At 73.8% G+C, this 21186-nt stretch carries 13 protein-coding genes; 9 read left to right on the forward strand and 4 right to left on the reverse strand.

Features of this window, described 5'->3' with window-relative positions; translation table 11 throughout:
* Position 1: 1 nt before the first annotated feature.
* From OHA68_RS01365 to OHA68_RS01395, 7 genes are all read left to right on the forward strand, one after another.
* Complete coding sequence (locus tag OHA68_RS01365) at positions 2 to 2932, forward strand: helix-turn-helix transcriptional regulator (RefSeq protein WP_327105970.1); 2931 nt, start codon at positions 2 to 4, stop codon at positions 2930 to 2932.
* A 33-nt stretch (positions 2933 to 2965) separates the two neighbouring features.
* The gene (locus tag OHA68_RS01370; RefSeq protein ID WP_327105971.1) at positions 2966 to 3097 is read left to right on the forward strand and encodes a hypothetical protein; all 132 of its coding nucleotides are present in this window, start codon (positions 2966 to 2968) and stop codon (positions 3095 to 3097) included.
* A 36-nt stretch (positions 3098 to 3133) separates the two neighbouring features.
* Complete coding sequence (locus tag OHA68_RS01375; RefSeq protein ID WP_327105972.1) at positions 3134 to 7216, forward strand: S8 family serine peptidase; 4083 nt, start codon at positions 3134 to 3136, stop codon at positions 7214 to 7216.
* A 272-nt stretch (positions 7217 to 7488) separates the two neighbouring features.
* Positions 7489 to 8421: an ABC transporter ATP-binding protein gene (locus tag OHA68_RS01380; RefSeq protein WP_327105973.1), complete on the forward strand. Its 933-nt coding sequence runs from the start codon at positions 7489 to 7491 to the stop codon at positions 8419 to 8421.
* Positions 8418 to 9158 (forward strand): ABC transporter ATP-binding protein, encoded by a 741-nt coding sequence (locus tag OHA68_RS01385; RefSeq protein WP_327105974.1) that lies wholly within the window; start codon positions 8418 to 8420, stop codon positions 9156 to 9158. Before OHA68_RS01380 ends, OHA68_RS01385 begins: the two co-directional genes overlap by 4 nt.
* A 16-nt stretch (positions 9159 to 9174) precedes the next feature.
* The gene (locus OHA68_RS01390) at positions 9175 to 12345 is read left to right on the forward strand and encodes an FtsX-like permease family protein (protein WP_327105975.1); all 3171 of its coding nucleotides are present in this window, start codon (positions 9175 to 9177) and stop codon (positions 12343 to 12345) included.
* Positions 12342 to 14453 (forward strand): FtsX-like permease family protein, encoded by a 2112-nt coding sequence (locus tag OHA68_RS01395; RefSeq protein WP_327105976.1) that lies wholly within the window; start codon positions 12342 to 12344, stop codon positions 14451 to 14453. The genes OHA68_RS01390 and OHA68_RS01395 overlap by 4 nt, the downstream gene beginning before the upstream one ends.
* 144 nt (positions 14454 to 14597) lie before the next feature.
* On the opposite strand, the gene OHA68_RS01400 is transcribed toward OHA68_RS01395, so the two are convergent.
* From OHA68_RS01400 to OHA68_RS01415, 4 genes are read right to left on the reverse strand one after another with little or no spacing between them, the layout of a single operon-like run.
* Entirely contained in the window at positions 14598 to 15638 is a 1041-nt protein-coding gene (locus OHA68_RS01400) for a LysR family transcriptional regulator (protein ID WP_327105977.1), read from the reverse strand.
* A gap of 32 nt (positions 15639 to 15670) precedes the next feature.
* Positions 15671 to 16801, reverse strand: a complete 1131-nt coding sequence (locus OHA68_RS01405) for a CaiB/BaiF CoA transferase family protein (protein ID WP_327105978.1) — start codon at positions 16799 to 16801, stop codon at positions 15671 to 15673.
* Positions 16802 to 16808: 7 nt separating this feature from the next.
* Positions 16809 to 17636, reverse strand: a complete 828-nt coding sequence (locus OHA68_RS01410; protein WP_327105979.1) for an enoyl-CoA hydratase/isomerase family protein — start codon at positions 17634 to 17636, stop codon at positions 16809 to 16811.
* Complete coding sequence (locus tag OHA68_RS01415) at positions 17633 to 18874, reverse strand: acyl-CoA dehydrogenase family protein (RefSeq protein ID WP_327105980.1); 1242 nt, start codon at positions 18872 to 18874, stop codon at positions 17633 to 17635. Before OHA68_RS01415 ends, OHA68_RS01410 begins: the two co-directional genes overlap by 4 nt.
* A 194-nt stretch (positions 18875 to 19068) precedes the next feature.
* Between OHA68_RS01415 and OHA68_RS01420 the strand changes: the two genes are divergently transcribed.
* Both OHA68_RS01420 and OHA68_RS01425 read left to right on the forward strand, forming a co-directional pair.
* Entirely contained in the window at positions 19069 to 20208 is a 1140-nt protein-coding gene (locus OHA68_RS01420; protein WP_327105981.1) for an acyl-CoA dehydrogenase family protein, read from the forward strand.
* A complete protein-coding gene (locus tag OHA68_RS01425; RefSeq protein ID WP_327105982.1) occupies positions 20205 to 21185 on the forward strand; it encodes a tripartite tricarboxylate transporter substrate binding protein in 981 nt (326 codons plus the stop codon). Before OHA68_RS01420 ends, OHA68_RS01425 begins: the two co-directional genes overlap by 4 nt.
* Position 21186: the final 1 nt, after the last annotated feature.

Below are 21186 nucleotides of genomic sequence, written 5' to 3' on the forward strand. Positions count from 1 at the left end.
GATGGCGGACGGCGACAAGGTCGCGGGACGGGTGATCTCCCCGGTTCTGATCGGGCGCGAGGAGGAGCTCGCGCGCCTGGTCGCGGCGGTGAGCCGGCCGCCCGCCGTGGTGGTGCTCGAAGGCGAGGCCGGGATCGGCAAGAGCAGGCTGCTGGCCGAGCTGGCGGCGCGGGCCGAGCCGGCCGACCGGCTGCTGCTGCGCGGCGGCGCCCGGCGCATCAGGGAACCGTTCCCGCTGGGCCCCCTGGTGGAGGCGCTGCGCGGCACCGGTGGCGCGCTGGCGCGGGCCGAGCTGTCACCGGTCGCGGGCGCGCTGCGCGGCCTGCTGCCCGAACTGGCGTCCGTGCTGCCTCCTCCACTGGAGCCGCTGGACGACCGGGCCGCCGAACGTCACCGGCTGTTTCGGGGACTCGCCGAGGTGCTGCGCGCGCTCGGCCCTGTGGTGCTGATGGTGGAGGACCTGCACTGGGCCGATGAGCAGACCGTCGAGTTCCTCGCCTACGCGCTGGCGGTGCCGCCGCCCCGGATGTCGGTCGTGCTCACCTATCGGGGGGAGGAGGCCGACGCCGTGGTCAGGGAGGTGACCGCGCGCCCCGCGGACGCGGTCTTCCACGATCACATCCTGTTGAGGGCGCTGGACGCCGCGCAGACCGGCGACCTGGCGGCGGCGATCCTCGGCGAGGCCGGCGTCACCGCCGACTTCGGCACGCATCTGCACGAGCTGTCGTCGGGGCTGCCGCTGGCCGTGCAGGAGCTGATGGCGCTGCTACGCGCGCGGGGCGCGCTGATCAGGCTGCGCAGCGGGCGGTGGGCGCGTAAGGCGGTGGCGGAGCTCGACGTGCCGCCTGGCGTGCGCGACTCGGTGCGCGAGCGGGTGGCGCGGCTGCCCGAGGCGGCGCGGGTCGTGGCGGAGGCGGCCGCGGTCCTCCAGGTGCCGGTGCAGCTGGACGACCTGGCCCGGGTGGGCGGGCTGCCGAGGGCCGGCACCGTGGCCGGGGTGGACGAGCTGCTGGTCTCCGGCCTGCTGGTCGAGCAGGCGGGCGCGGTGGCGTTCCGGCATGTGCTGACGGCGCAGGCGGTGTACGGCGCGATCCCGCTCGGGCGGCGGCAGGAGCTGCACGCGCGGGCGGCCGAGGCCGTACGGGCGCTGGAGCCGGTACCGCTCGGCCAGGAGGCTCACCACCTGCGCCAGGCCGGGCGGCTGGCCGACTGGGTGGAGGCCGCCGAGCAGGCGGCCGAACAGGCCTCGAAGCTCGGCGACGATGCCGAGGCGGTGCGGATCCTGGAGGACGTGCTGCGCCACGCGCCGCTCGACCCGGGCCGCCGGACCCGCCTGGCGGTGCGGCTCGGCTGGGCCGCCCCCCAGGTGCTGCGTCCGCCGGAGGTCATCGACCTGCTGTCGCAGGCGCTGGAGTCGGAGCAGCCGGGCCCCCTGCGGGGCCGGCTGCACTTCTTCATCGGGCTGCTCCAGGAGAGGCTCGGCAAGGACCCCGGCGCGCAGCGCCGCGCCTACGCCGCCGCCGTCGGCGACCTCGCCGACCAGCCCGAGCTCGCGGCGTGGGTGATGGCAGGGCTCGGCAGGCCGGTGGATGCGCGGGTGCCCCTGGCCGAGCACGTCGTGTGGCTGGAGCGGGCCCTGGAGGCGGTGCCCGCGATCGGCGACCCGGTCGAGGAGGTCTTCGTCCTCGGCAAGGTCGCGACCTCCCTGGGCGGATACGGCGACCCGCGCTGGCTGGGGCTGACCGAGGAGGTGCGCCGCAGGACCGACGACCGGCCGCGGCACCGGCAGGAGGTGGGCGCCTACCGGTCCATCGCGGAGAACGCCTGCCTCGCGGGGAACTACGAGGTCGCCGCCGAACTGCTGAGCGCGGCGATGCGAGGTGCGGCCGGCGAGGAGTCGTCCCGCGAGCCGCTGTCGCGCTGCCGGCTGGTCGCGCTCCTGCTGGCCTTCTGCCGGGGCCGGTGGGACGGCCTGGAGGAGGAGACCGCGCTGCTGCTCGACGAGTACGGCGGCCGCCCGTTCGACCGTATCGGCGCCGAGACCGTCGCGGCCTGCCTGGCGCTGGCGCGCGGCGAGCTCGACACCGCCCGGCGCGAGCTGCCCGACATCGCCGAGAACGCCCTGGTCATGGGCGCCTACGAGCTGCTTCCGCTGTCGGTGACCGGACTCCTGCGGCTGTCCACGGCCGGCGGCGAGCCCGGGGCCGCGCTCGCGGCGACCGGGGCGGCCGTCGCCGTGTGGGAGATCAAAGGGCTCTGGCCGCTGGCGGTGCGCGCGCTGCCCGCGCTGGCCGAGACGATGGCGGCGGCGGGCAGGCAGGACGAGGCGGTCGCCCTGGTGGAACAGCTGTCGGCGCGACTCGGCGGTCTCGACGCGCCCATGGCCGCGGCGGCACTGGCGCACGCACGCGGGCACCTCACCGCCGGGGACACGGCCGCCGCTGCGGAGTTCCGCACGGCGGCGGCCGGTTACGACCTGCTGGGCGCACCGTACGAGGCGGCCCAGGCGCGCGAACTGGCGGCCGGACACCTGTTCGCCGCCGGGGCTTCCGGAGCGGAGGAGCCGCTGCTCGAGGCGATGACGACGTTCCGGGAGCTGGCCGCCCGCTGGGACCTCGACCGTGCCGCGCAGCTCGCCCGCAGGCACGGAGTGACGGTCAAGGGCCGCTATCCCGGTGGCCCGCAGGGCTACGGCGCGGACCTGTCACCCCGGGAACGGGAGATAGCCGAGATGGCCGCCGCCGGGCTGACCAATCGGAAGATCGGCCAGCAGCTGTTCGTCTCGCCCAGAACGGTGGAGAAACACCTCGGCGCCGCGCTGCGCAAGCTCGGACTCCGCTCCCGCGCGGCCCTCGGCGCGCACCTCGGGGGCGAGCGCCCCCGTAGTGACCCACCCGGTACGGGGGCCGCGAATGGGGTGCCCTACCCATAGTCCGCCATCGGCGGTGCGGGCGACGCTGGTGGCATGTCCGCAACCGACTCCACCGATGGCGAACCGGGCGACGCCGACCCAGCGCAGAAAGGACCGGAGGCCTCGCCGCAGAAGCCGGTCATCGAACCCCTCGAAGACGCCCCCGAAGGGTTCGAACCCGTCTGACCTTCCCCCCTCAGCACCCGAAAGGGCAGTTTCCGCATGTCCCCACGCAGATCACCGCATGATCCCCCCTCCTTCAGGCCCCGTGGCAGAAGCGCGCTGCTCGCGGCCTCGGCCCTGGTGCTCGGCGCCCTCGCGGTACCCGGCGCCCCCGCCCTGGCCCAGGAGCCCGCCCCGACGCCCGCCGCAGCGCCCGGCCAGGTCACCGGGCCGGTGGCGCTGACCGGACTGGGCCCGGGCGACCACACGGTCACTCTGATCACCGGCGACCGGGTACGGCTCAACGACGCGGGCGGCGGCAAGTACGCCGTGCGCCCCGAAGCGCACGTCCGCCCCGACGGCAGCACCGCCCGGCTGTCCGCGCTCGCCACCCCGAAGGGCGTCTACGTCACCCCCAGCGACGCCGTGCCCGCCCTCAACGCCGGCCGCCTGGACCGGGAACTGTTCAACGTCACCTACTTGGCGGAGAACGGTTACACCGACGACAGGACCAAGCAGCTGCCCGTCATCGTGCAGTACCCGAGGGAGCACACCGACAAGGCCGTCGCCTCGGCGGCCGAGGCCATCCCCGCCAGCGAGCCGGTGCTCACCCTGGAGAGCGTCAACGCCTCGGCGCTCCAGGTCACCAAGGCCGAGGCGGGCGCGTTCTGGAGCGCGGTGCGGGCCGTACCGGACGGCAAGGGCGCGATCGGGATCGCCGGGCCGGCGAACGTGCCGGACACGCTGCGCGGCGACATCGCCAAGGTGTGGCTGGACGGCAAGGTCAAGGCCGACCTCGCCGAGAGCGTGCCGATGATCGGCGCGCCGCAGGCATGGGCCGGCGGCCACGACGGCGCCGGCGTGAAGGTCGCCGTCCTGGACACCGGCGTGGACGCCGAGCACCCCGACCTGGCCGACCGGATCGACGACAGCAAGTCCTTCATACCCGGTCAAGAGGTGCCGGACGGCCACGGCCACGGCACCCATGTCGCCTCCACCATCGCCGGCTCCGGCGCGGCGGCCGGGGGCAAGCACAAGGGCGTCGCGCCAGGCGCCCGGCTGATCATCGGCAAGGTGCTGTCCGACGAGGGCTCCGGCAGCGACTCGCAGATCATCGAGGGCATGGAGTGGGCCACGGCCTCCGGCGCCAAGGTGATCAGCATGAGCCTCGGCGGCGACGCCACCGACGGGACCGACCCGATGAGCCAGGCGGTCAACGCGCTGAGCGCGTCCTCCGGCGCGCTGTTCGTGATCGCCGCGGGCAACGCCGGCGAGGCGGGCGCCGAGACCGTCGCCACCCCCGGCACGGCCGACGCCGCGCTGACCGTGGCCGCCGTGGACAAGCACGACGCGTGGGCGGCCTTCTCCAGTCAGGGACCGCGCGTCGGCGGCGGCCTCAAGCCGGACATCGCCGCCCCGGGCGTGGCCATCGCCGCGGCGCGCGCCGCCGGCACGACCATGGGCACCCCGCTCGACGCGTACTACACGGCCGCGAACGGCACCTCGATGGCCACCCCGCACATCGCCGGGGCCGCCGCGATCATGGCGCAGCGGCACCCGGACTGGACAGGTCCGCAGATCAAGGCCGCGCTCATGTCGACCGCCAAGGACGACGCCCTCAGCGTGTACAAGCAGGGCGCCGGCCGGGTCGACGTGGCCAGGGCGTACACCCAGCAGGTCTTCGCCACCACGGCGGGGATGGACTTCGGCGCGGTCGAGAGCGGCGCCGAGCCCGCCACCCGGGAGCTGACCTACACCAACCGGGGCAGCGAGCCGGTCACCCTGACGCTCACCCCCGACCTGCGCGGGTCGGACGGCGGCGCGGTCGAGAGCGGGCTGAGCCTCGCCGGGACGACGCTCACCGTGCCCGCCGGAGGCGCCGCCACCACCACCGCCACCGTCGACCCCCAAGCCCTGCCCGGCCTGGACAACTACACCGGCGTCGTCACCGCGACCGCCGACGGCGTCCGGCTGCGCACCCCCGTGGGCGTCGTCCGTGAGGTGCCCAAGGCCACCCTGACCGTCCGCACCCTGGGCCAGGACGGCAAGCCGCGCAGCCCCTGGGCCCAGGACACCATCGACGTCGCCGGCGGCAAGGGCCTCATCGGCGGTGTCTCCGTGATCGCCGAGGGCACCACGGTCGTCCGCGTCCCGCAGGGTGTCATCAGCGTGACGCAACTCGTGGAGTGGGTCGGCGACGACGACCGGCTCAACCTGGCGATGCTGTCCGTGCCGGAGCTCACCGTCACCGGGGACACCGAGGTCACGCTCGACGCCCGGAAGCTGGCCGAGGTCCGTTTCAGCACCCCGCAACCGGCCGAGCCGTTGAGCAACGTCCCCTACCTGGCGTATCAGCGGACCGTGGCCGACGGCACTCCCTACATGGGGTTCACCTGGCCCAAGAACGCATGGGCCCGGCTGTGGGCGCTGCCCACCGAGAAGGTCACCAAGGGCGCCTTCCGCTTCCATACCCGCTTCACTCTCGGCCAGGCCGAGGTCGCCATGAGCGTGCGCGGGCGGGACGGGCTCACCCTGCGGCCGGCCTCCGCGCTGCACGGCGTCAACACCTACGGGGTGCACGAGCAGAGCGACGGCTTCCCCGACTTCCGGCCGTTCACCGGGACCCGCGACCTGGAGGTCGTCGACGTCGGCGAGGGCCGGCCCGAGGACATCGCGGGCCGCGACCTGCGCGGCAAGCTCGTCCTGCTGGAGGCTGCGATGTCACAGGACCTGTTCGGCGACGCGTGCGGGGTCCAGATCGAGCGGATCGGCCCCATCCGCGACGCCGGCGCGGCCGCTGTCGCGCATTTCCCGAAGCCCGGGACCGGCTGCGCGATCCCGCTGGGCTTCACGCAGACCCCGTTCACCGGAGAGGCCAAGCCCATCGGCGTCCCGACGGTGTCCCTGCCCTCCCGCGAGGCGCTCGGCCTGCGCGACCGGCTCGCGGGCGGCAAGCGGGTCACCGTCCGGGTGACCGGCACCGAGGAGACGCCCTACAGCTACACCTTCGCCCCCTACGAAGAGGGCCGGGTGTCCCGCTCGCTGCACTACACCTTCAAGGCGCGTGACCTGGCCCGGATCGATCTGGACACCCATGTCGTCGCCCCCGGCCGCTACAACGACTGGCGGTACGCGCAGAAAGCCGACGACGTCATGCCGCTGTCGGCGGGGCTCGTCGGGTGGGGCGGCCCCCGGCTCGCCCTGCCGGAACGCCGCGACTGGGTCGGGCCGCTCGACGCCGGGATCCTCTGGTCGCACGGCATGGAGGAGATGCGCGGCGCGCCGATGGACGCCCGGGTTCCGCAGTGGGCCCTGGAGGTGTTCGACAAGCCGGTCCGCACCCGGCAGTCCTGGATGACCACACCGTTCACACCCGGCGCCGCGACCGGGTCGGACAAGGTCTACAAGCTCGCCAAGCCGGGCGCGAACCTCGGCCCGTTCTTCCGGTGCATGATCTGCGTCCAGAACGGCAGCCTGTGGGCGGAGTTCGAGCCCAGCTACGGCTCCCCGGGCGCCAGGAAGTACAGCGGCGGCTACTGGCCGACGACCGACCTGTCCAAGCCGGGATTCGACGTCCGCCTCTACCGGGACGGCCAGGAGATCCCGCGCGCCGAGGTCGGCGGCACCACCATCCTGCCGCTGTTCACGCTGCCCGAAGGGCCCGGCACGTACCGGCTGACCGCCAGGGACGACCACCACGACGCCGAGTGGACTTTCGCCACCCCGGTCAAGGCCGAGCGCCTGCCCGGCTCCTTCTGCTCACTCGAGATGCTGTACGGCATGGCGGAGCCCTGCAAGCCGGCCCCGGTCGTGTTCGTCAGCTACGACCTGGGCGACACGCTGGACGCCGCGAACAGCGTGCGCGCCGGTCGTACGCACACCTTCACCGTCTCCCCCTACCACTCGCCGTCCCTGTCGAAGATGCCTGACATCGCCGGTCTGAAGTTGTGGGCCAGTACCGACGACGGCGCCACCTACACGCCCGTCTCCGTCAAGCGCGACAAGGACGGCACCTACACCGCCAAGACCCGCTACCCCGCCCTCGACGTCACCAGGGGCGCCGTGACCCTCAAGGTCGAAGCCTGGGACAAGGCGGGCAACACTCTCAAGCAGACCACCGCCCGAGCCTTCAACCTGCGCTAGCCCGGCTGATCACGGCGAAGGTCACGGCGAAGGTCACGCCGAAGCCTGTCAACTCCCGGCGTGCCGGTCCGGTGCAAAGGACCGGCACGCCGGATTCCAACAGCTCGAAGAGACCTGGAACTCTCGTACCGACAAGGGGATGTCCGTCGGCGAGTACGCCATGTCCAGTGCGAGCGCTCGTGAGATTCGCGGGGTCAAAGGTCTTGGGTCCGATTTGTCAGGACGATAGAGTCTCGCCCTGAAGCAGCGCCGCGCCGGGGTCGAGGAGGGGCATGTCCAGCACGCCCTTGTCCCTGCCGCAGCCTCCCGCGACGGCGCCGGAGTTCGGGCGCGACGCGCTGATCGCCTGCGAGAGCCTGGTGCGGATCTACCAGTCCGGGTCGGTCGAGGTACAGGCACTGCAGGGGCTGGACCTGGTCGTGGACAGCGGTGAGATGGTGGCCGTCGTCGGCGCGTCCGGGTCGGGGAAGTCGACGTTGCTGTCCATCCTGGCCGGGGTCGACGCACCCACCGCCGGGCGGGTGCGGGTCGATCAGTGGAATCTGCTGGACATGTCGCGGGCCGATCGGGTCCGCTACCGGCGGCACACCGTGGGGCTCGTACGCCAGCAGACGGCCGCCAACCTCATCCCCTACCTGACCGCGCGGCAGATGGTCGACCTGCCGATGACGGCGGCCCGCACTCCCGGCCGGGTACGCCGCAAGCGTGCCGCCGAGTTGCTGGACCTGCTGGGCGTCGCCGACTGTGCCGAGCGGCGGCCCGCGGAGATGTCCGGCGGGCAGCAGATGCGGGTGGCCATCGCGGTGGCCCTCGCCAACGAGCCGAGGGTGCTGCTGGCCGACGAGCCGACCGGCGAGCTGGACAGCGCCACCTCGGCCGCGGTGTTCGGGCTGTTACGGGAGACCAACCAGCGGCTGGGCGTCACCGTCGTCATCGTGACCCACGATCCCGCGGTCAGCGGGCAGGTGGAGCGGACGGTGGCGATCCGCGACGGGCGCACGAGCAGCGAGGTGCTGCGGCGTACCGCCACCGGGGACGACGGCGCCCCGCAGGTGATCGCCGAGGAGTACGCGGTGATGGACCGGGCGGGGCGGATTCAGGTGCCGCGCGACTACCGGGAGGCGCTGGCGTTGACCCGACGGGTCCGGCTGGTGCTGGAGGCCGATCACGTCGCGATCCGTCCCGACGGCGGCGGGGCCGGATGAGCGGCGGGCCCCTGGTCGGTGTGCGGGGCGTTCACCGCCGGTACGGCAGCGGGGCGACCGCCGTGCACGCGTTGCGGGACGTGACGTTCGAGCTCGCGGCCGGCACCATGACCGCCCTCGTCGGGCGGTCCGGCTCCGGCAAGACCACGCTGCTCAACATCATCGGCGGCCTGGACCGCCCGGACTCCGGTACGGTCCACGTCGACGGAACGGACGTCACCGCCCTCGACGAGGACGGCCTGTCCCTGCTGCGGCGGGAGAAGGTCTCCTACGTCTTCCAGACCTTCGGCCTGATCCCGGTGTTGTCGGCCGCGGAGAACGTGGGCGCCCCGCTGCGGCTGGCCCGCGTACCTCCGGTGGAGCGTGAGCGGCGGGTCGCGCTGCTGCTGGACCTGGTCGGACTGGCCGCCCATGCCGAACAGCGGCCCGGTGAGCTGTCCGGCGGGCAGCAGCAGCGGGTGGCGATCGCGCGGGCGCTGGCCGCCTCGCCCCGGCTGCTGATCGCGGACGAGCCGACCGGGCAGTTGGACGCCGAGACCGGTCTGTCGGTGATGGCACTGCTGCGCGGGGTGGTGGAGTCGGAGGGGGTGACGGCGCTGGTCTCCACACATGATCCGACGATGCTCGCGCTGGCGGATCGGGTGATCCGCATCAACGACGGGCAACTCGACGAGCATCCCGGCATGCGCTCTGATGGGCAGCTCGACGGACGTGCCAACGGTCGGGGCGATTCTTGATCAGTGAGAGCTGTCCGTGCTGAGGCTGGTCGCCCGGCGCGCCCGTGCGCAATGGCCCCTGCTGGCGGCCCTCCTGGCCGTCGCCGTGGTCGGCCCCACGCTGCTCGGCACCTGCGCCCTCCTGCTCACCCGTACCGCCGAGCAGGCGCTGGAGACCGCCGCCTCCCGCGCCACCCCCGACCAGATCGACGTCACCGCCTACACCGTCACCATGCGCGGCGAGCACGCGAGATCCGTCGCCGATGACACCCGCGCCGTGCTGACCTCGGCCCTCGCTCCGTTCGCGACGACGACGGCCGCGCGCGGGGCGTCCGTGATGCGGTCGCTCCCCCGCGCCGGTGCTCCGGCCGTGGCGTACCTGTCGGGGGTGGAGGACCTGCCGGCCCGCGCCCAACTGGCCGGCGGACGCCTGCCTCGGGCGGGTGCCGTGCCGGCGGAGTCCGTGGTCCTGGAGAGCACCGCGCGGCACCTCGGCCTGACCGTCGGCAGCCGGGTCGGCCTCGGCAGAGAGCTGGCCGACGATCCCGACCAGGGGATCGAGGTGAGGGTGGTCGGGATCGTCCGCCCGCTGCCGGGCGGCGGCTGGGACCGCGACCCCCTCGCCGCCACCGGCTACGATCCCGCCTATCGCGACGGCCGCTCCGCACAGCCGGTGCACGCGTACGGGCCGTTCATCGTCGACCTCGCCGACCTGCTCGGCGGCGGCTCCACCCTCGACCGGCTGGAGATCAGCGCCCTCCCCGACCTGTCCGCCCCCTCCGGCCGCGACCTCGACACCGTCACCCAGGCCGTGCTCGGCGCCGACCGCCGGCTGGGGCAGACGCTCGGCGACCGGGTACACATCCAGCGCGTCGCCTCCCGGCTGCCCTCGACCCTGCTGGCCGCGCACGATCAGCAGCGGGTCACCACGGCCGCCGTGCTCGCCGTCGCCGCCATCGGACTCGTCCTGACCGCGACCGCCCTCGCCCTCGCCGGCCGGCTCAGCGCCGGGGTGCGCGGTGACGAGACGGCCCTGATGTCCGCGCTGGGCGTCGGCCGCGGTCAACTCGCCGGTGCGGCGCTCGTCGAGGCCGGCGCGCTCGCCGTGCTCGCCACCGCGATCGCGATCCCGGCCTCGTCCGCCCTGCACGCCGGGCTGACCCGGCTGCCGCCCATGGCCGGGGCCGGGCTCGCCACGCCGTTCGGTGTGAACGCCGCACAGGTGGTGTCCGTCGCCGGCGGCGCGCTGGCGCTGGCGGCGGTGCTCGTCGTGCCCTCGCTGCGGACCTCCTCCCCAGGGGTGCGCGGGCGGCGGGAACTACTCGCCCGCTCCGGCGCCGACCTGCTGCTCGTGGCGCTCGCCGCCGTCGGCTGGTGGCAGTTGCGCGATCAGCCGACCGGTTCGGGCTCTCCCATCGACGCCGTACGGGTGCTCGCTCCCGCACTGCTGCTCATCGCCGGATCGGCGGTGACGTTGCGCCTGGTGTGGCCCGCGTTGCGCATCGTGGAACGGCTGGCTGTCCGGGCTCGCGGGTTGATGCTGCCGCTGGCCGCGTTCGAAGCCGCCCGCAGGCCACAGGCGGTCGCGGCGGGGTTGCTGATCGGGCTGGGCTGCGCGGCGGCCACGTACGGGATCGGGTTCGACGCCACCTGGCAGCGCTCCCAGCAGGACCAGGCCGATCTGTCCGTCGGCACCGATCTCGCGCTCACCCTCACCGCCCCGCCCGCCGCCGGGCAGGGCCGGGTGGTCGGCGCGGCCACTGGCGGGGAGGTGAGCCCCGCCACCGATCGGGGCGTCGCGGTCGGGCAGTGGCTCGGCGGTGCCGGTGACCCGCCGCGGCTGATCGCCGTGGACACCACGCGTGCCGAGGCGCTGCTGCGCGGGCGGCTGAACGACGGTCGCACCTGGAAAGCCGTGGGCGCCGTTCTCGCGCCGCCGGCGCGCGCCGCCGGTGTGCCCGTCCCGGCCGGAGCCGCGCTCTCGCTGGCCGGGAAGGCGACCGGTACGACGCCGCTCACCGTGACGCCCCGGCTGCTGCTGCAGGATGCGACCGGGCTGCGTACTCCGTGTACCGGCGCGCCCGTTCCGCTCGACGGAAAGCCACATCCGCTGCCGGACTGCGCGACGGCCGAAGGGCTCCGGCTGGTCGCGGTGTCCCTGCCGTTCGCGATCGCGACGGGGAACGTGGGCACCGGCTACTCCAATGCCTTCGCGGAACCCCCGGCGGGCGACAGCCGGGTCGCCGTGACGCTCACCGTGGCGGGAGCGGACCCTGAGGCCTCGTCCTGGACCGCGACCTCGGCCGGGCCGGCCCCCGGGCAGCTCGGCACCCCGGCCGTCGCCCTGACCGGCACCGCAGCGGGCGCCGAGCTGAAAATGACCACGACCGTCGCGCTGAAGGGCCCGCCGGACGCCGCCAGGACCCTGGTCGCCACCGCCTTCCCGGCTCCGGGACCGGTGCCCGTCGCCGTCTCCGCCCGCTTCGCCGCCGAGGCGGGCGCCCGGCGCGGCGCCCGGCTCGACCTCACCGTCGGGCTCACCCCCGTACAGGTGAGCGTGGCCGAGGTGCTGCCGGCCGTGCCGTCCGCTCCGGGCGCGGCGGCCGTCCTGGCCGACTTCGACGCCCTCTCCCGCGCCCTCGCCGTCAGCGGCGACTTCGATGTGCCCGTGGACGCGTGGTGGGTCGGCCGTCCCACCGGAGGCGAGGTGGCCGATCTCCGGCTCGGCAGCGTCACCACGCGCGCGTCCGAGACCGCCAGGCTCACCGGCGGCCCGCTGCGGGCCGGGCTGCCGGCCGTGCTCCGGCTGCTCGTCCCGGCCGCGGTGCTGCTGATGATCGCCGGAATCGTCCTGCACGTGACGTTCGATCTGCGGGCCCGCGCGGTCGAGGTGGCGCGCCTGCGGGGTCTGGGGATGACTCGGCGCGAGATCCGTGCCGTGCTGCTCGGCCAGCACGTCGGCATCCTGCTGCCGCTGCTCGCGGCGGGCGCGGTCGTCGGCGCGCTGGCCACCCGCCTCGTCGCGCCGCTGCTCGTCCGCTCCGACACCGGCGCCGCTCCCGTTCCGGAGGTGCTGTCCGTCTGGCCGTGGGCCGCCGAGGCCGCCCTGATCACCGGGCTGCTGGCCGGGTGCGCGCTGGCGGTGAGCGCGGTGGTCGTCGTCCAGGCCCGGCTCGCCGACGCCGCGCATCTGCGGGTGGCGTCGTGAGGATTCCGGCACCGCACTGGCCCAGCGTCTCCGGCCGCGCCCGCGCGGACGCCGGGCCGTTGCTCCTGGCCGCCGTCGTGGTGGTGGCCATCACGTTGCTGGCCGGCGCGATGCCGCCGCTCCTGTCCGCGACCGCCGACGCCGCCGTAAGGGACGCGGTACGCAGCAGCGGCGGCGACCTCCAGGTCCACAGCCGCATGGAAGGCGACGACGGGCCGAACGGCAGCCGCGTCCGGCACCCCCGCCTCGCCGAGGACGTCGACGACTTCCGGGCCAGGGCGACCGACGAACTCGGCCCCGGCCTGCGCGCCGCCCTGCATCCGCCCGTCGCCACCGTCATCAGCCCCACCCTCAAGATCACCGACGGCAGCGTGCTGCGTACGTTCCAGCTCGCCTATGTGGCCCGCGACGGCGGGCCCGACGTGACCTGGATCGCGGGCGGCCCGCCCCGGCCCACCGACTCCGAGACGGCGGCGGTTCCCTACGGCGCTCCGCCGTGGCCGGTGCAAGTAGGCCTGTCGGAGGCGGACGCCGCCGCTCTCCGGCTCCGTCCCGGCGCCCGCCTCCCGCTGGCCGACGACCAGGGGAATGTCAAGAAGGTCCAGATCAGCGGCGTCTTCCGGCCTCGGGACAGCGCCGATCCCGCCTGGCGGCTCCTCCCCGCGCTGCTGAGTCCCGTCGCCGGCGCGGACGGCAGGGGAAGCACCCGGTTCGCCGGGCTGCTGTCCCGCGACTCGCTGCCCGACGCCCGGCTCGCCTTCGCACAGGACGAGTTGCGGCGTACCGTCTGGTTCACGCCCGACCCGGCCCGGCTCACCTGGGCCGTGGTCCCGTCGGTCGCCGCGAAGGTGGTCGCGCTCAAGGCCGCCTCCGGCTCCTCCGGCGCCCGGGACGGCTCGCTGAAGTGGGAGACCCGGCTCGACGGGGTGTTGCGGAACGTGAGCGCCCAGGTCCACGCGGCGTCCGCGCAGGCGTCCGTCCTGCTCATCACCCTGCTCGCCGTCGCCATCTTGGTCCTGCTGCTCGCCGCCGACCTGCTGGTACACCGCCGCGCCCCCGCCCTGGCGGCCGCCCGGCAGCGAGGGATGTCGCTGCCGGTGATCGGTGGTGAGCTGCTGCTCGAATCCGCCGTGGTGGCGCTGCTGGCCACGGCGGCCGGGCTCGGCCTGGCCCGGGCCGTCACGCCGGGGGTCTCCTGGGAGTGGATCGCCCCCGTGGTGGTCACCGCCGTCGCCGCGGGACCGGCGTTCGGCACGCTCACCGCCGCCCGCGCCACCCGGGATCGCCGCGTCCCGGCCAACCGGAGTGCGCGGCGGTGGATGCGGAACACCGGACGACTGCGGCGGGCCGCTCTGGAGGCCGGAGTGCTGGTGGCCGCGTCCGGCTCCGTCGTCGCTCTGTACCAGCGTGGAGTCGGTGGCGGGGTGCTGCCCGCGAGCGCGCCCGCCCTCTGCGCGCTCGCCGGCGGACTCCTGCTGGCGCGGGCGCTGCCCCTCGGGACGCGCTTCGCGCTCAAGCGGCTGCTGCGGTCGCGCCGGCCGCTGGCGGTGTTCGGGGCCGCGAGGGCGGCGGCGACCTCGGCCCGGGTGCTACCGCTGCTGGTGCTCGTGACCTCCGTGGCCCTGGCCTCGTACGCGCTCACCCTGGGTGCCGCTGTCGGCCACGGGACCGCGGCCGGGCCGCTGGCCGCGGGACTGCTGCGGTTGGCGTGGGTCTCGGCGGTGACCCTGCCGGTGCTGGGCCTGCTGGGACTCGCACTCGGCGCGGCGGCCGGCGCGCCGGAGCGGTGGCAGACCCTGACCCGGCTGCGCACCCTCGGGCTGCGGCCCCGGGAGGCTCGCTGGGTCGCCGCGGGAGAACTGCTGCCGCCGGTGGTGGTCGCCGCTGTGGGCGGTCCGCTGCTCGGGGCGGTGCTCGTCCGCCTGACGTTCGGCTCGCTCGACCTGCGCCTGCTCACCGGCTCCGATCCGGCCCTGACGCCGCCGTGGTGGGGGCTCGGCCTGGTGGCGGTCGTGTTCGTGGCGGCGGTCGCCGTCGTGGTCCCCGTCGAATCGGCGCTCCGCCGCCGCCGACGGCTGAGCGAGGTGCTCCGCGCGGGCGGCGGCTGAGTCGCTGAGCGCGGGCGCCGGCTGAGCCGCTCATCTCGGCGTGCGCGGCGTGGGCGCGGGCTGAGCCGCTCATCTCGGCGTGCGCGGCGTGGGCGCGGGCGCCGGCTGAGCCGCTGGACGGCCGGCGGCCCTGACGTGTGCCGCTCACCGCCCGCGGATCCCGGAGTCCAGCGGCGGGAGAGGTGCGGAAGCGGGGGTCATCGGCTGGTAAGGGGGCTCCTCCAGGCGCTGATATGCGGCTTCGATCACACTGTCGGCGTCGATGGACGCCTCCAGCAGCGTCATGCCCCGGTCGGTGCGTCGGGTCACGGCTCGCCGCCAGCGATCGAGGTTATCCCTGCTGAGTTCGAGGAATCTGCGGGCCGGTATCGACAGCGGGGAGGTCGAGGTGATGGCGTAGATCGCCCGTACGGTCAGCGGTTCGATCATGCGCAGGCTCGCTCCCCTGCGGCGCGCGTCCAAGGCCTGGCGCATCGGCAGGACGGCGGCTCCCGCGCCGGCGATGATCAGTGGCACCAGTCCGGCGGGTTCGCTGACATCGACGACGACGGTGGATTCGACGCCGATGGAGTCGAGGTACGCACGCCCGAATCCCCGATCGACGATCATGGGCAGGCCGCCGAGCAGGGCGGCCGGGATCGGGTCGGGGAACTCGGCGCGCCAACTGGGCGGCAGCGCCAGCACGACCTCGCCCTCCCCGATGCGGAAGCAGTCGATTCCCTGCCGGGACACCGGCGCGACCGCATAGGCGAGCTCGGCCTCGCCCGACCTGATCAGATGGACGATCTCGTCGGTGTCGCCGTCGTGCTGCTTGAGCCGGACCGTGAACCCGGGATGCTCGCGGCGGAAGTGGCCTACCCACGCGGCCAGGAAGTTGGACGTGAGGGAGGTGGAGATCGCCAGGTCGACCCGTCCGCGCTCCAGCCCCCGGTAGCCCTCGGCGACCTGGCGGGCATGGTGCAGGTCACGGACGACCTGGCGGGCCGGCCCGACGAGCGCTTCACCGGCCGGGGCGAGCACCAGTCCGCGCCCGACCCGGCGGAACAACTCCACGCCGAGGTCGCTTTCCAGGCGGCGGATGATCTGTGACAGGGACGGCTGTGCCAGGTAGAGCGCGGAAGCGGCCCGGGTGATGCTGCCCTGGTCGACAACGGCGAGAAAGCATTCGAGCTCGCGGACGTTCATGGTGCGATCCAATGGGGACCCCGCTCACCAGGTCAAGCGCCGCGCCAGCCGGGCGCATCCGAGTCGGCCCCGGCGCGGGGCACCGCTCGGTCCGCCTCCACGGTGACACCGTCGAGGGTGAAGGGCAGCGACGGAACGGTGTAGCGGTCACCGTCCGGCCCGACCCCCGTGGTCAGGACTCCGCTGGCCAGCACGTCCGGCGCCTCGGCCACGTCCTGGTAGGTGCGCACCTCCGCCGCGACGATGCCGTGGCCGGCCAGCATCGCGAGGCACTCCTCCGTCCGCAGGACGCCGAGGGCCCGCGAGATCTCCGCCAGGAGCGCCTCCCGGTTGGCGACCCGGGCCGGGTTGTCGGCGAAGCGGGGGTCGTCGAGCATCCACTTCCTGTCGATGAGCCGGCACAGCCGCGCGAAGTGGTCGGCGGTGTAGGCCGACAGCACGATGGTCCCGTCGGCGGTGCGTACGAGGTCGGCGGCGGGGGCCACGGTCGCCTGGCCGTTTCCCTTGCGCCGCGGCTCCTGGCCGGAGGCGTGCCATTCGCCCCACATCGCCGACTGCAGGTGGATCGCGGCATCCAGCAGCGAGACCTCGGCGACCCCGCCCTCGCCGGTGCGCTCCCGGCGCAGGAGCGCGGCGAGGACGACCTGGACGACCGCGTAGCTCGCGGCGACGTCGGCGACGGGGAAGCCGACCCGGAGCGGATCACCGCCGAGCTCGCCGGTGATCGACATCAGCCCGCTCTCGGCCTGCGCGGCGATGTCGAGCCCGGCCCGGTGCGCCGAGGGGCCCCGGGAGGTGAAACCGCGGATCGAGACGTACACGAGCCTGGGGTTGGCCGGCCGCAGGTCGTCGGGCCCGAGCCCGAGGCGGGCCAGCGCGTCGGCCCGCAGGTTCTGCACGACGACGTCCGCCTCCGCGATCAGGCTCAGGGCGGTCTCCCTGTCGCCGGCCTGCTTGAGGTCGAGCACGATCGAGCGCTTGCCGCGGTTGTAGGCCAGGACGATGCCCTCGCCGTAGGCGCCGATGCCGCGTGCCTGGTCGCCGGTGGGTGGCTCGATCTTGATGACCTCGGCGCCGAGGTCGGACAGCATCTGCGTCGCCGCGGGCGCGGCGATGTAGTGGCCGAACTCGACGACGCGAACTCCCGCGAGAGGGGGGATCATGCCGCTCCTACTCTCCGGTGAACACCGGTTTGCGCTTTTCCAGGAAGGCTTGGGCGGCCCGCCGCGCATCGCCGCTGCGGGCGCACTCGACCATACGGGGCACCTCCCGCCGCAGGTAATCGGGCAGCGTGGCCGATCCGGCGTCGGCCAGGTTCTCCTTCGCGTACCGCATCGCCTTCGGCGCCTGCGCGGCGAGCTTGCCGGCCAGCGCGCCGACCCGGGCCGCCAGATCGGTCGTGGTCTCGGTCACGAGTCCCAGGCCGGCCGCCTCGGCGGCGGTGAGCTTGGCCGGGTCGAGCAGCAGCGCCCGCGCGCGAGCGCCACCCACCGCGCGGGTCAGCAGCCAGGCGCTGCCCAGATCACCGGACACCCCGGCGCTGACGAACGCGGTGTTGAACACCGCCTCCCGCGCCGCGAGCCGGAAGTCGGCGGCCAGCGCGAGGCTGAGCCCCGCGCCGGCGCAGGCGCCGTTGATGGCGGCGATCGTCGGCGCCGGGAAGTGCGCGAGCGTCTCCACGATGGCCGAGGCCCGGCTCAGCCGTTCGCGGTCGTCGGCCACCGACCGTCCGCGCAGGGTGCGCGTCTCCTGGTCCTGCGCACTGTCCGAGCCGACCCGCGCGAGGTCGGCGCCGACGCAGAAGTCGGCACCGGCGCCCGTGACGACGAGAACGCGCAGGTCCGGCTCGGAGCCGGCCCGCTCGATGGCGGCGAGGAGATCCTGTACGAGCTGCCAGGAGATCGCGTTGCGCCGCTCGGGCCGGTTGAGGGTCACCGTGCCGACCCCGTCGTGGAGCTGGAACAGCACGGTTCCCGAGCCGATCGCCGTCCCGCTCATCGGGGAAGGTCCAGCAGGTCGCGGGCGATGATCGTACGCTGGATCTGCGCGGTGCCGCCGGCGATCCGCTGGCCGCGTACATGAAGGTGGCGCCAGCGGAGATGGCCGAGATGCCCGCCGTCGGACTCGGCGCTCAGCCGGTCGTGATGCCGGCCGTCAGGCTCGGTGCTCAGCTGGCCGTCCACGCCGAGGATGTCGGCGCCCAGGTCGGCGATCGCCAATCTGGTCCGTGACCACAGCAGCTTGGTGACCGAGGCGTCGGCGCCCAGGTCCTGTCCCCGGGCCGTGCGGGTCATCGCGTCGTAGCCGCGCACGCGGAGCAGCTCCAGGTCGGCCCGGCAGCGGGCGATCCGGGTCCGGATCTGGGGGTGTTCGATGGCCGGACGGCCGTCTTTCCAGGTGTGCCGGGCCGCGGCGATCACGTCGTCGAGCTCGTGGCCGAACTCCACGTACTGGCTGATCGGCGAGGCGTTCCGCTCGACCGAGAGCAGATAGCGGGCCACGGCCCAGCCGTCGTCGATCCGGCCGACCACGTTGCCGTCGACGGGCACGCGTACCCCGTCGAAGAACTCCTCCCCGAACTCGTGCGAGCCGGACATCTGACGGATCGGGCGCACGTGCACCCCCGGCAGCGTCAGGTCGATCAGCAGGAAGGTGATGCCGCGCCGTCGTGCCGCCTGCGGATCGGTGCGGACCAGGGCGAACATCGCGTCGGCGTGGGGCGCCAGCGAGGTCCAGGTCTTCTGGCCGGAGACCACCAGGACGTCGCCGTCGCGCCGGGCGGTGGTCGAGAGGCCGGCCAGGTCACTGCCGCTCTCCGGCTCGGAGAACCCCTGGCACCAGATCGTCTCGCCGGACAGGATCCGCGGCAGGATCGTGCGTTTCTGCGCGTCGCTGCCGTAGCGCAGCAGCGTGGGGCCGAGCAGCGCCGTGCCGAGGTAGGTGAGGCCGAGGAAGGGACCGATCGGTGCCCGGGCTCGCGCCATCTCCTCGTCGTGCACCGCCCGGATCTCGTGATCGGCCCCGCGCCCGCCGAACTCGGCGGGCCAGTCGACGCCGGCGAAGCCGTGGTCGAACCGGTCCTTCTCCCAGCGACGCCGCAGCTCCAGGGACTCCTCACTCCCGTCCCGGTCGATCCAGAAACGCGGCCGGCGCCACATCGCCGGCACGGACTCCGCCAGCCATCGACGGATCTCCCGCCGGAATCTCTCCGCCGCCGGCGAGTATCGAAGATCCATGCCGTGCACCACTCCTTGTCCGACTCGGCCCTGTGCGCACGCCCATCCTGAGCACCGTCGTCCTGGAGCGTCAAAGAGCAAAACCCATGACCGACTCATTGTGTAACGCAATGAGTCGGGGTGAGTTCACGTCTTTGACGTACTACACACCTGCATTGTGAACTGTGTGCCATTCGCGAAAGTGGACCGGTGACATGGACTTCAGCCTCAGTGAGGAGCAGGTGGCGATGGGCGGCGCCGTACGGCGCTGGCTCGATCGCCACCTGGACCTGGCGTGCGTGGCGACGTACGCCGACACGCCCTCGGCAGGGCTCGACGCCGGCCTGCGACGCGCGGCGGCGGACCTCGACTGGCTCGGGGTGACGGCCGCGCCGTCGGATGGCGGACTCGGACTCGGGCTGCTCGACCTTGCCGTGGTCGCTGAGGCGCTGGGGGCCGGCCTCGCACCGGCGGGCGTCGGAACGGCCATGGCCGCCTGCGACGTCCTCGCGACCTCGATCGACCCGGAGCAGCGGCGTCGCTGGCTCGCGCCGATGGTCGCGGGCGAGATCGTCGGCGCGACCGCCCTGCGCGCTCCGGGCGGCTCGTGGGACCGCGCCGGCATCGCCGTCACCGCCACCGGTGACGGCCTGCTCAACGGCGACGCCGGAATCGTCGGCCATGCCGAGGACGCCGACATCGTGCTGGTCGCCGCCACGTCGGCGACCGGCCCCGCCGTGTTCGTCGTGGCGGCCGGGCATCCCGGGGTGTCGATCCGCGCGGTCGAGACCGTCGACCGGACCGTGCGTGCGGCCCGGGTGACCTTGGCCGATGTGCCCGCTGAGCCGCTGAGCTGGGCGCACGACGAAATCTTCGAGCACATCGTCCGGCGGTTGACCGTGCTGGTGAGCGCGGACCTCGTCGGTGCCGCGGGCACGGCGATGCGGATCACTCTTGATCACCTTCGTGCGCGCCGGCAGTTCGGCCGGGCGATCGGCGGCTTCCAGGCGATCCAGCACGAGATGGCCGAGCTGTACGTCGCATGGACGACGATCACCCACGCGTTGTGGTACACCGCCCACGCCCACGACACCGGGCGCGACGACGCGGCTCTGATGACGTCAGTGGTCAAGAGCCGCGCCGCCGACCTGGCCCGCCAGATGTCCGCCGCGATGGTGCAGTTCCACGGCGCGATCGGCTTCACCTGGGAGCACAGCGCGCACCTGTTCTTCAAACGGCTCCACCGAGACGCCTACGACTTCGGCGACGACGGCTGGCACGACTCGATCATCGCGACGGCCGCCATCGGGCCGGGAACCCATCCTCCCCTGTCCCTCCCAGGAGGTGCCCCATGAGTGTTCTTCCGGCCGGCAGACGCGGCCGTACCGCGTTGCCCACGGTCCTCGCGGCCGTCGTACTCCTCACCGCGGCATGCGGTGCGCCCGCTTCCCAGGGCGGCTATCCGACACGGAACATCCAGCTCATCGTGCCCTATCCGGCCGGAAGCGCCATCGACGCGACGTCCCGTGCGCTGGTCGAGATCGTCAACGGCGAGGGCAAGCTCGGCCGGCGCGTCCAGGTGGTGAACAGGGAGGGCGGCGCGGGCTCGGTCGGCACCACGGCGACGCTCAGCGCCAAACCGGACGGGCACACGATCGGCCTCGTGCCGGACGGCCCGCTGACCCTGCTCCCGCGTACCGAGAAGGTCTCCTACGACCCGGCGACGGTCTCGGTGATCAGCGAGGTCACCACGTCGCCGGTGCTGTTCGTGGTGCCCGGCGATTCGCCGTACAAGAGCATCGCTGATCTGGTCGCGGCCGCCAAGGCCCGCCCCGGAGCCATCACGATCGCCGAGGGTCCGCTCAATTACGCCATCCCTGCCGGGAAGTTCGAGCAGCTGACGGGCACGCGGTTGAAGCACGTCAAGTTCGATGGCGACCAGGCGACCGTCACGGCCCTGCTCGGCGACAACGTCGAGGTGGGCGTCATGCAACTGGCCGGCGGGATGGCGCAGCTGAAGGCCGGCAAGCTTCGCGCGCTGGCGATCGCCTCCGCCCAGCCCATCGAGCTCGCCCCCGAGATCCAGACCTTCAACCAGCAGGGCGTCGCTCTGGAGTGGGAAGCCTACAACGTGGTGATCGCGCCGCAGGGACTGCCCGGCGACGTCCAGCGGAAGCTGAACGAGGGGTTCGGCTCGGCCGTCAAGAGTCCGAAGTTCGCCGAGGCGGCGCGGAAGCTGGGGCTGGTCGTCAGCGGGGCCGACGGTGAGACGGCCAAGGCACGGCTGGCCGAGAAGTCCGCTGAGGCGGCGAACCTGATCGCGCCGAAATGAG

This window comes from Nonomuraea glycinis (genome assembly GCF_035920485.1).
GTDB lineage: Bacteria > Actinomycetota > Actinomycetes > Streptosporangiales > Streptosporangiaceae > Nonomuraea > Nonomuraea glycinis.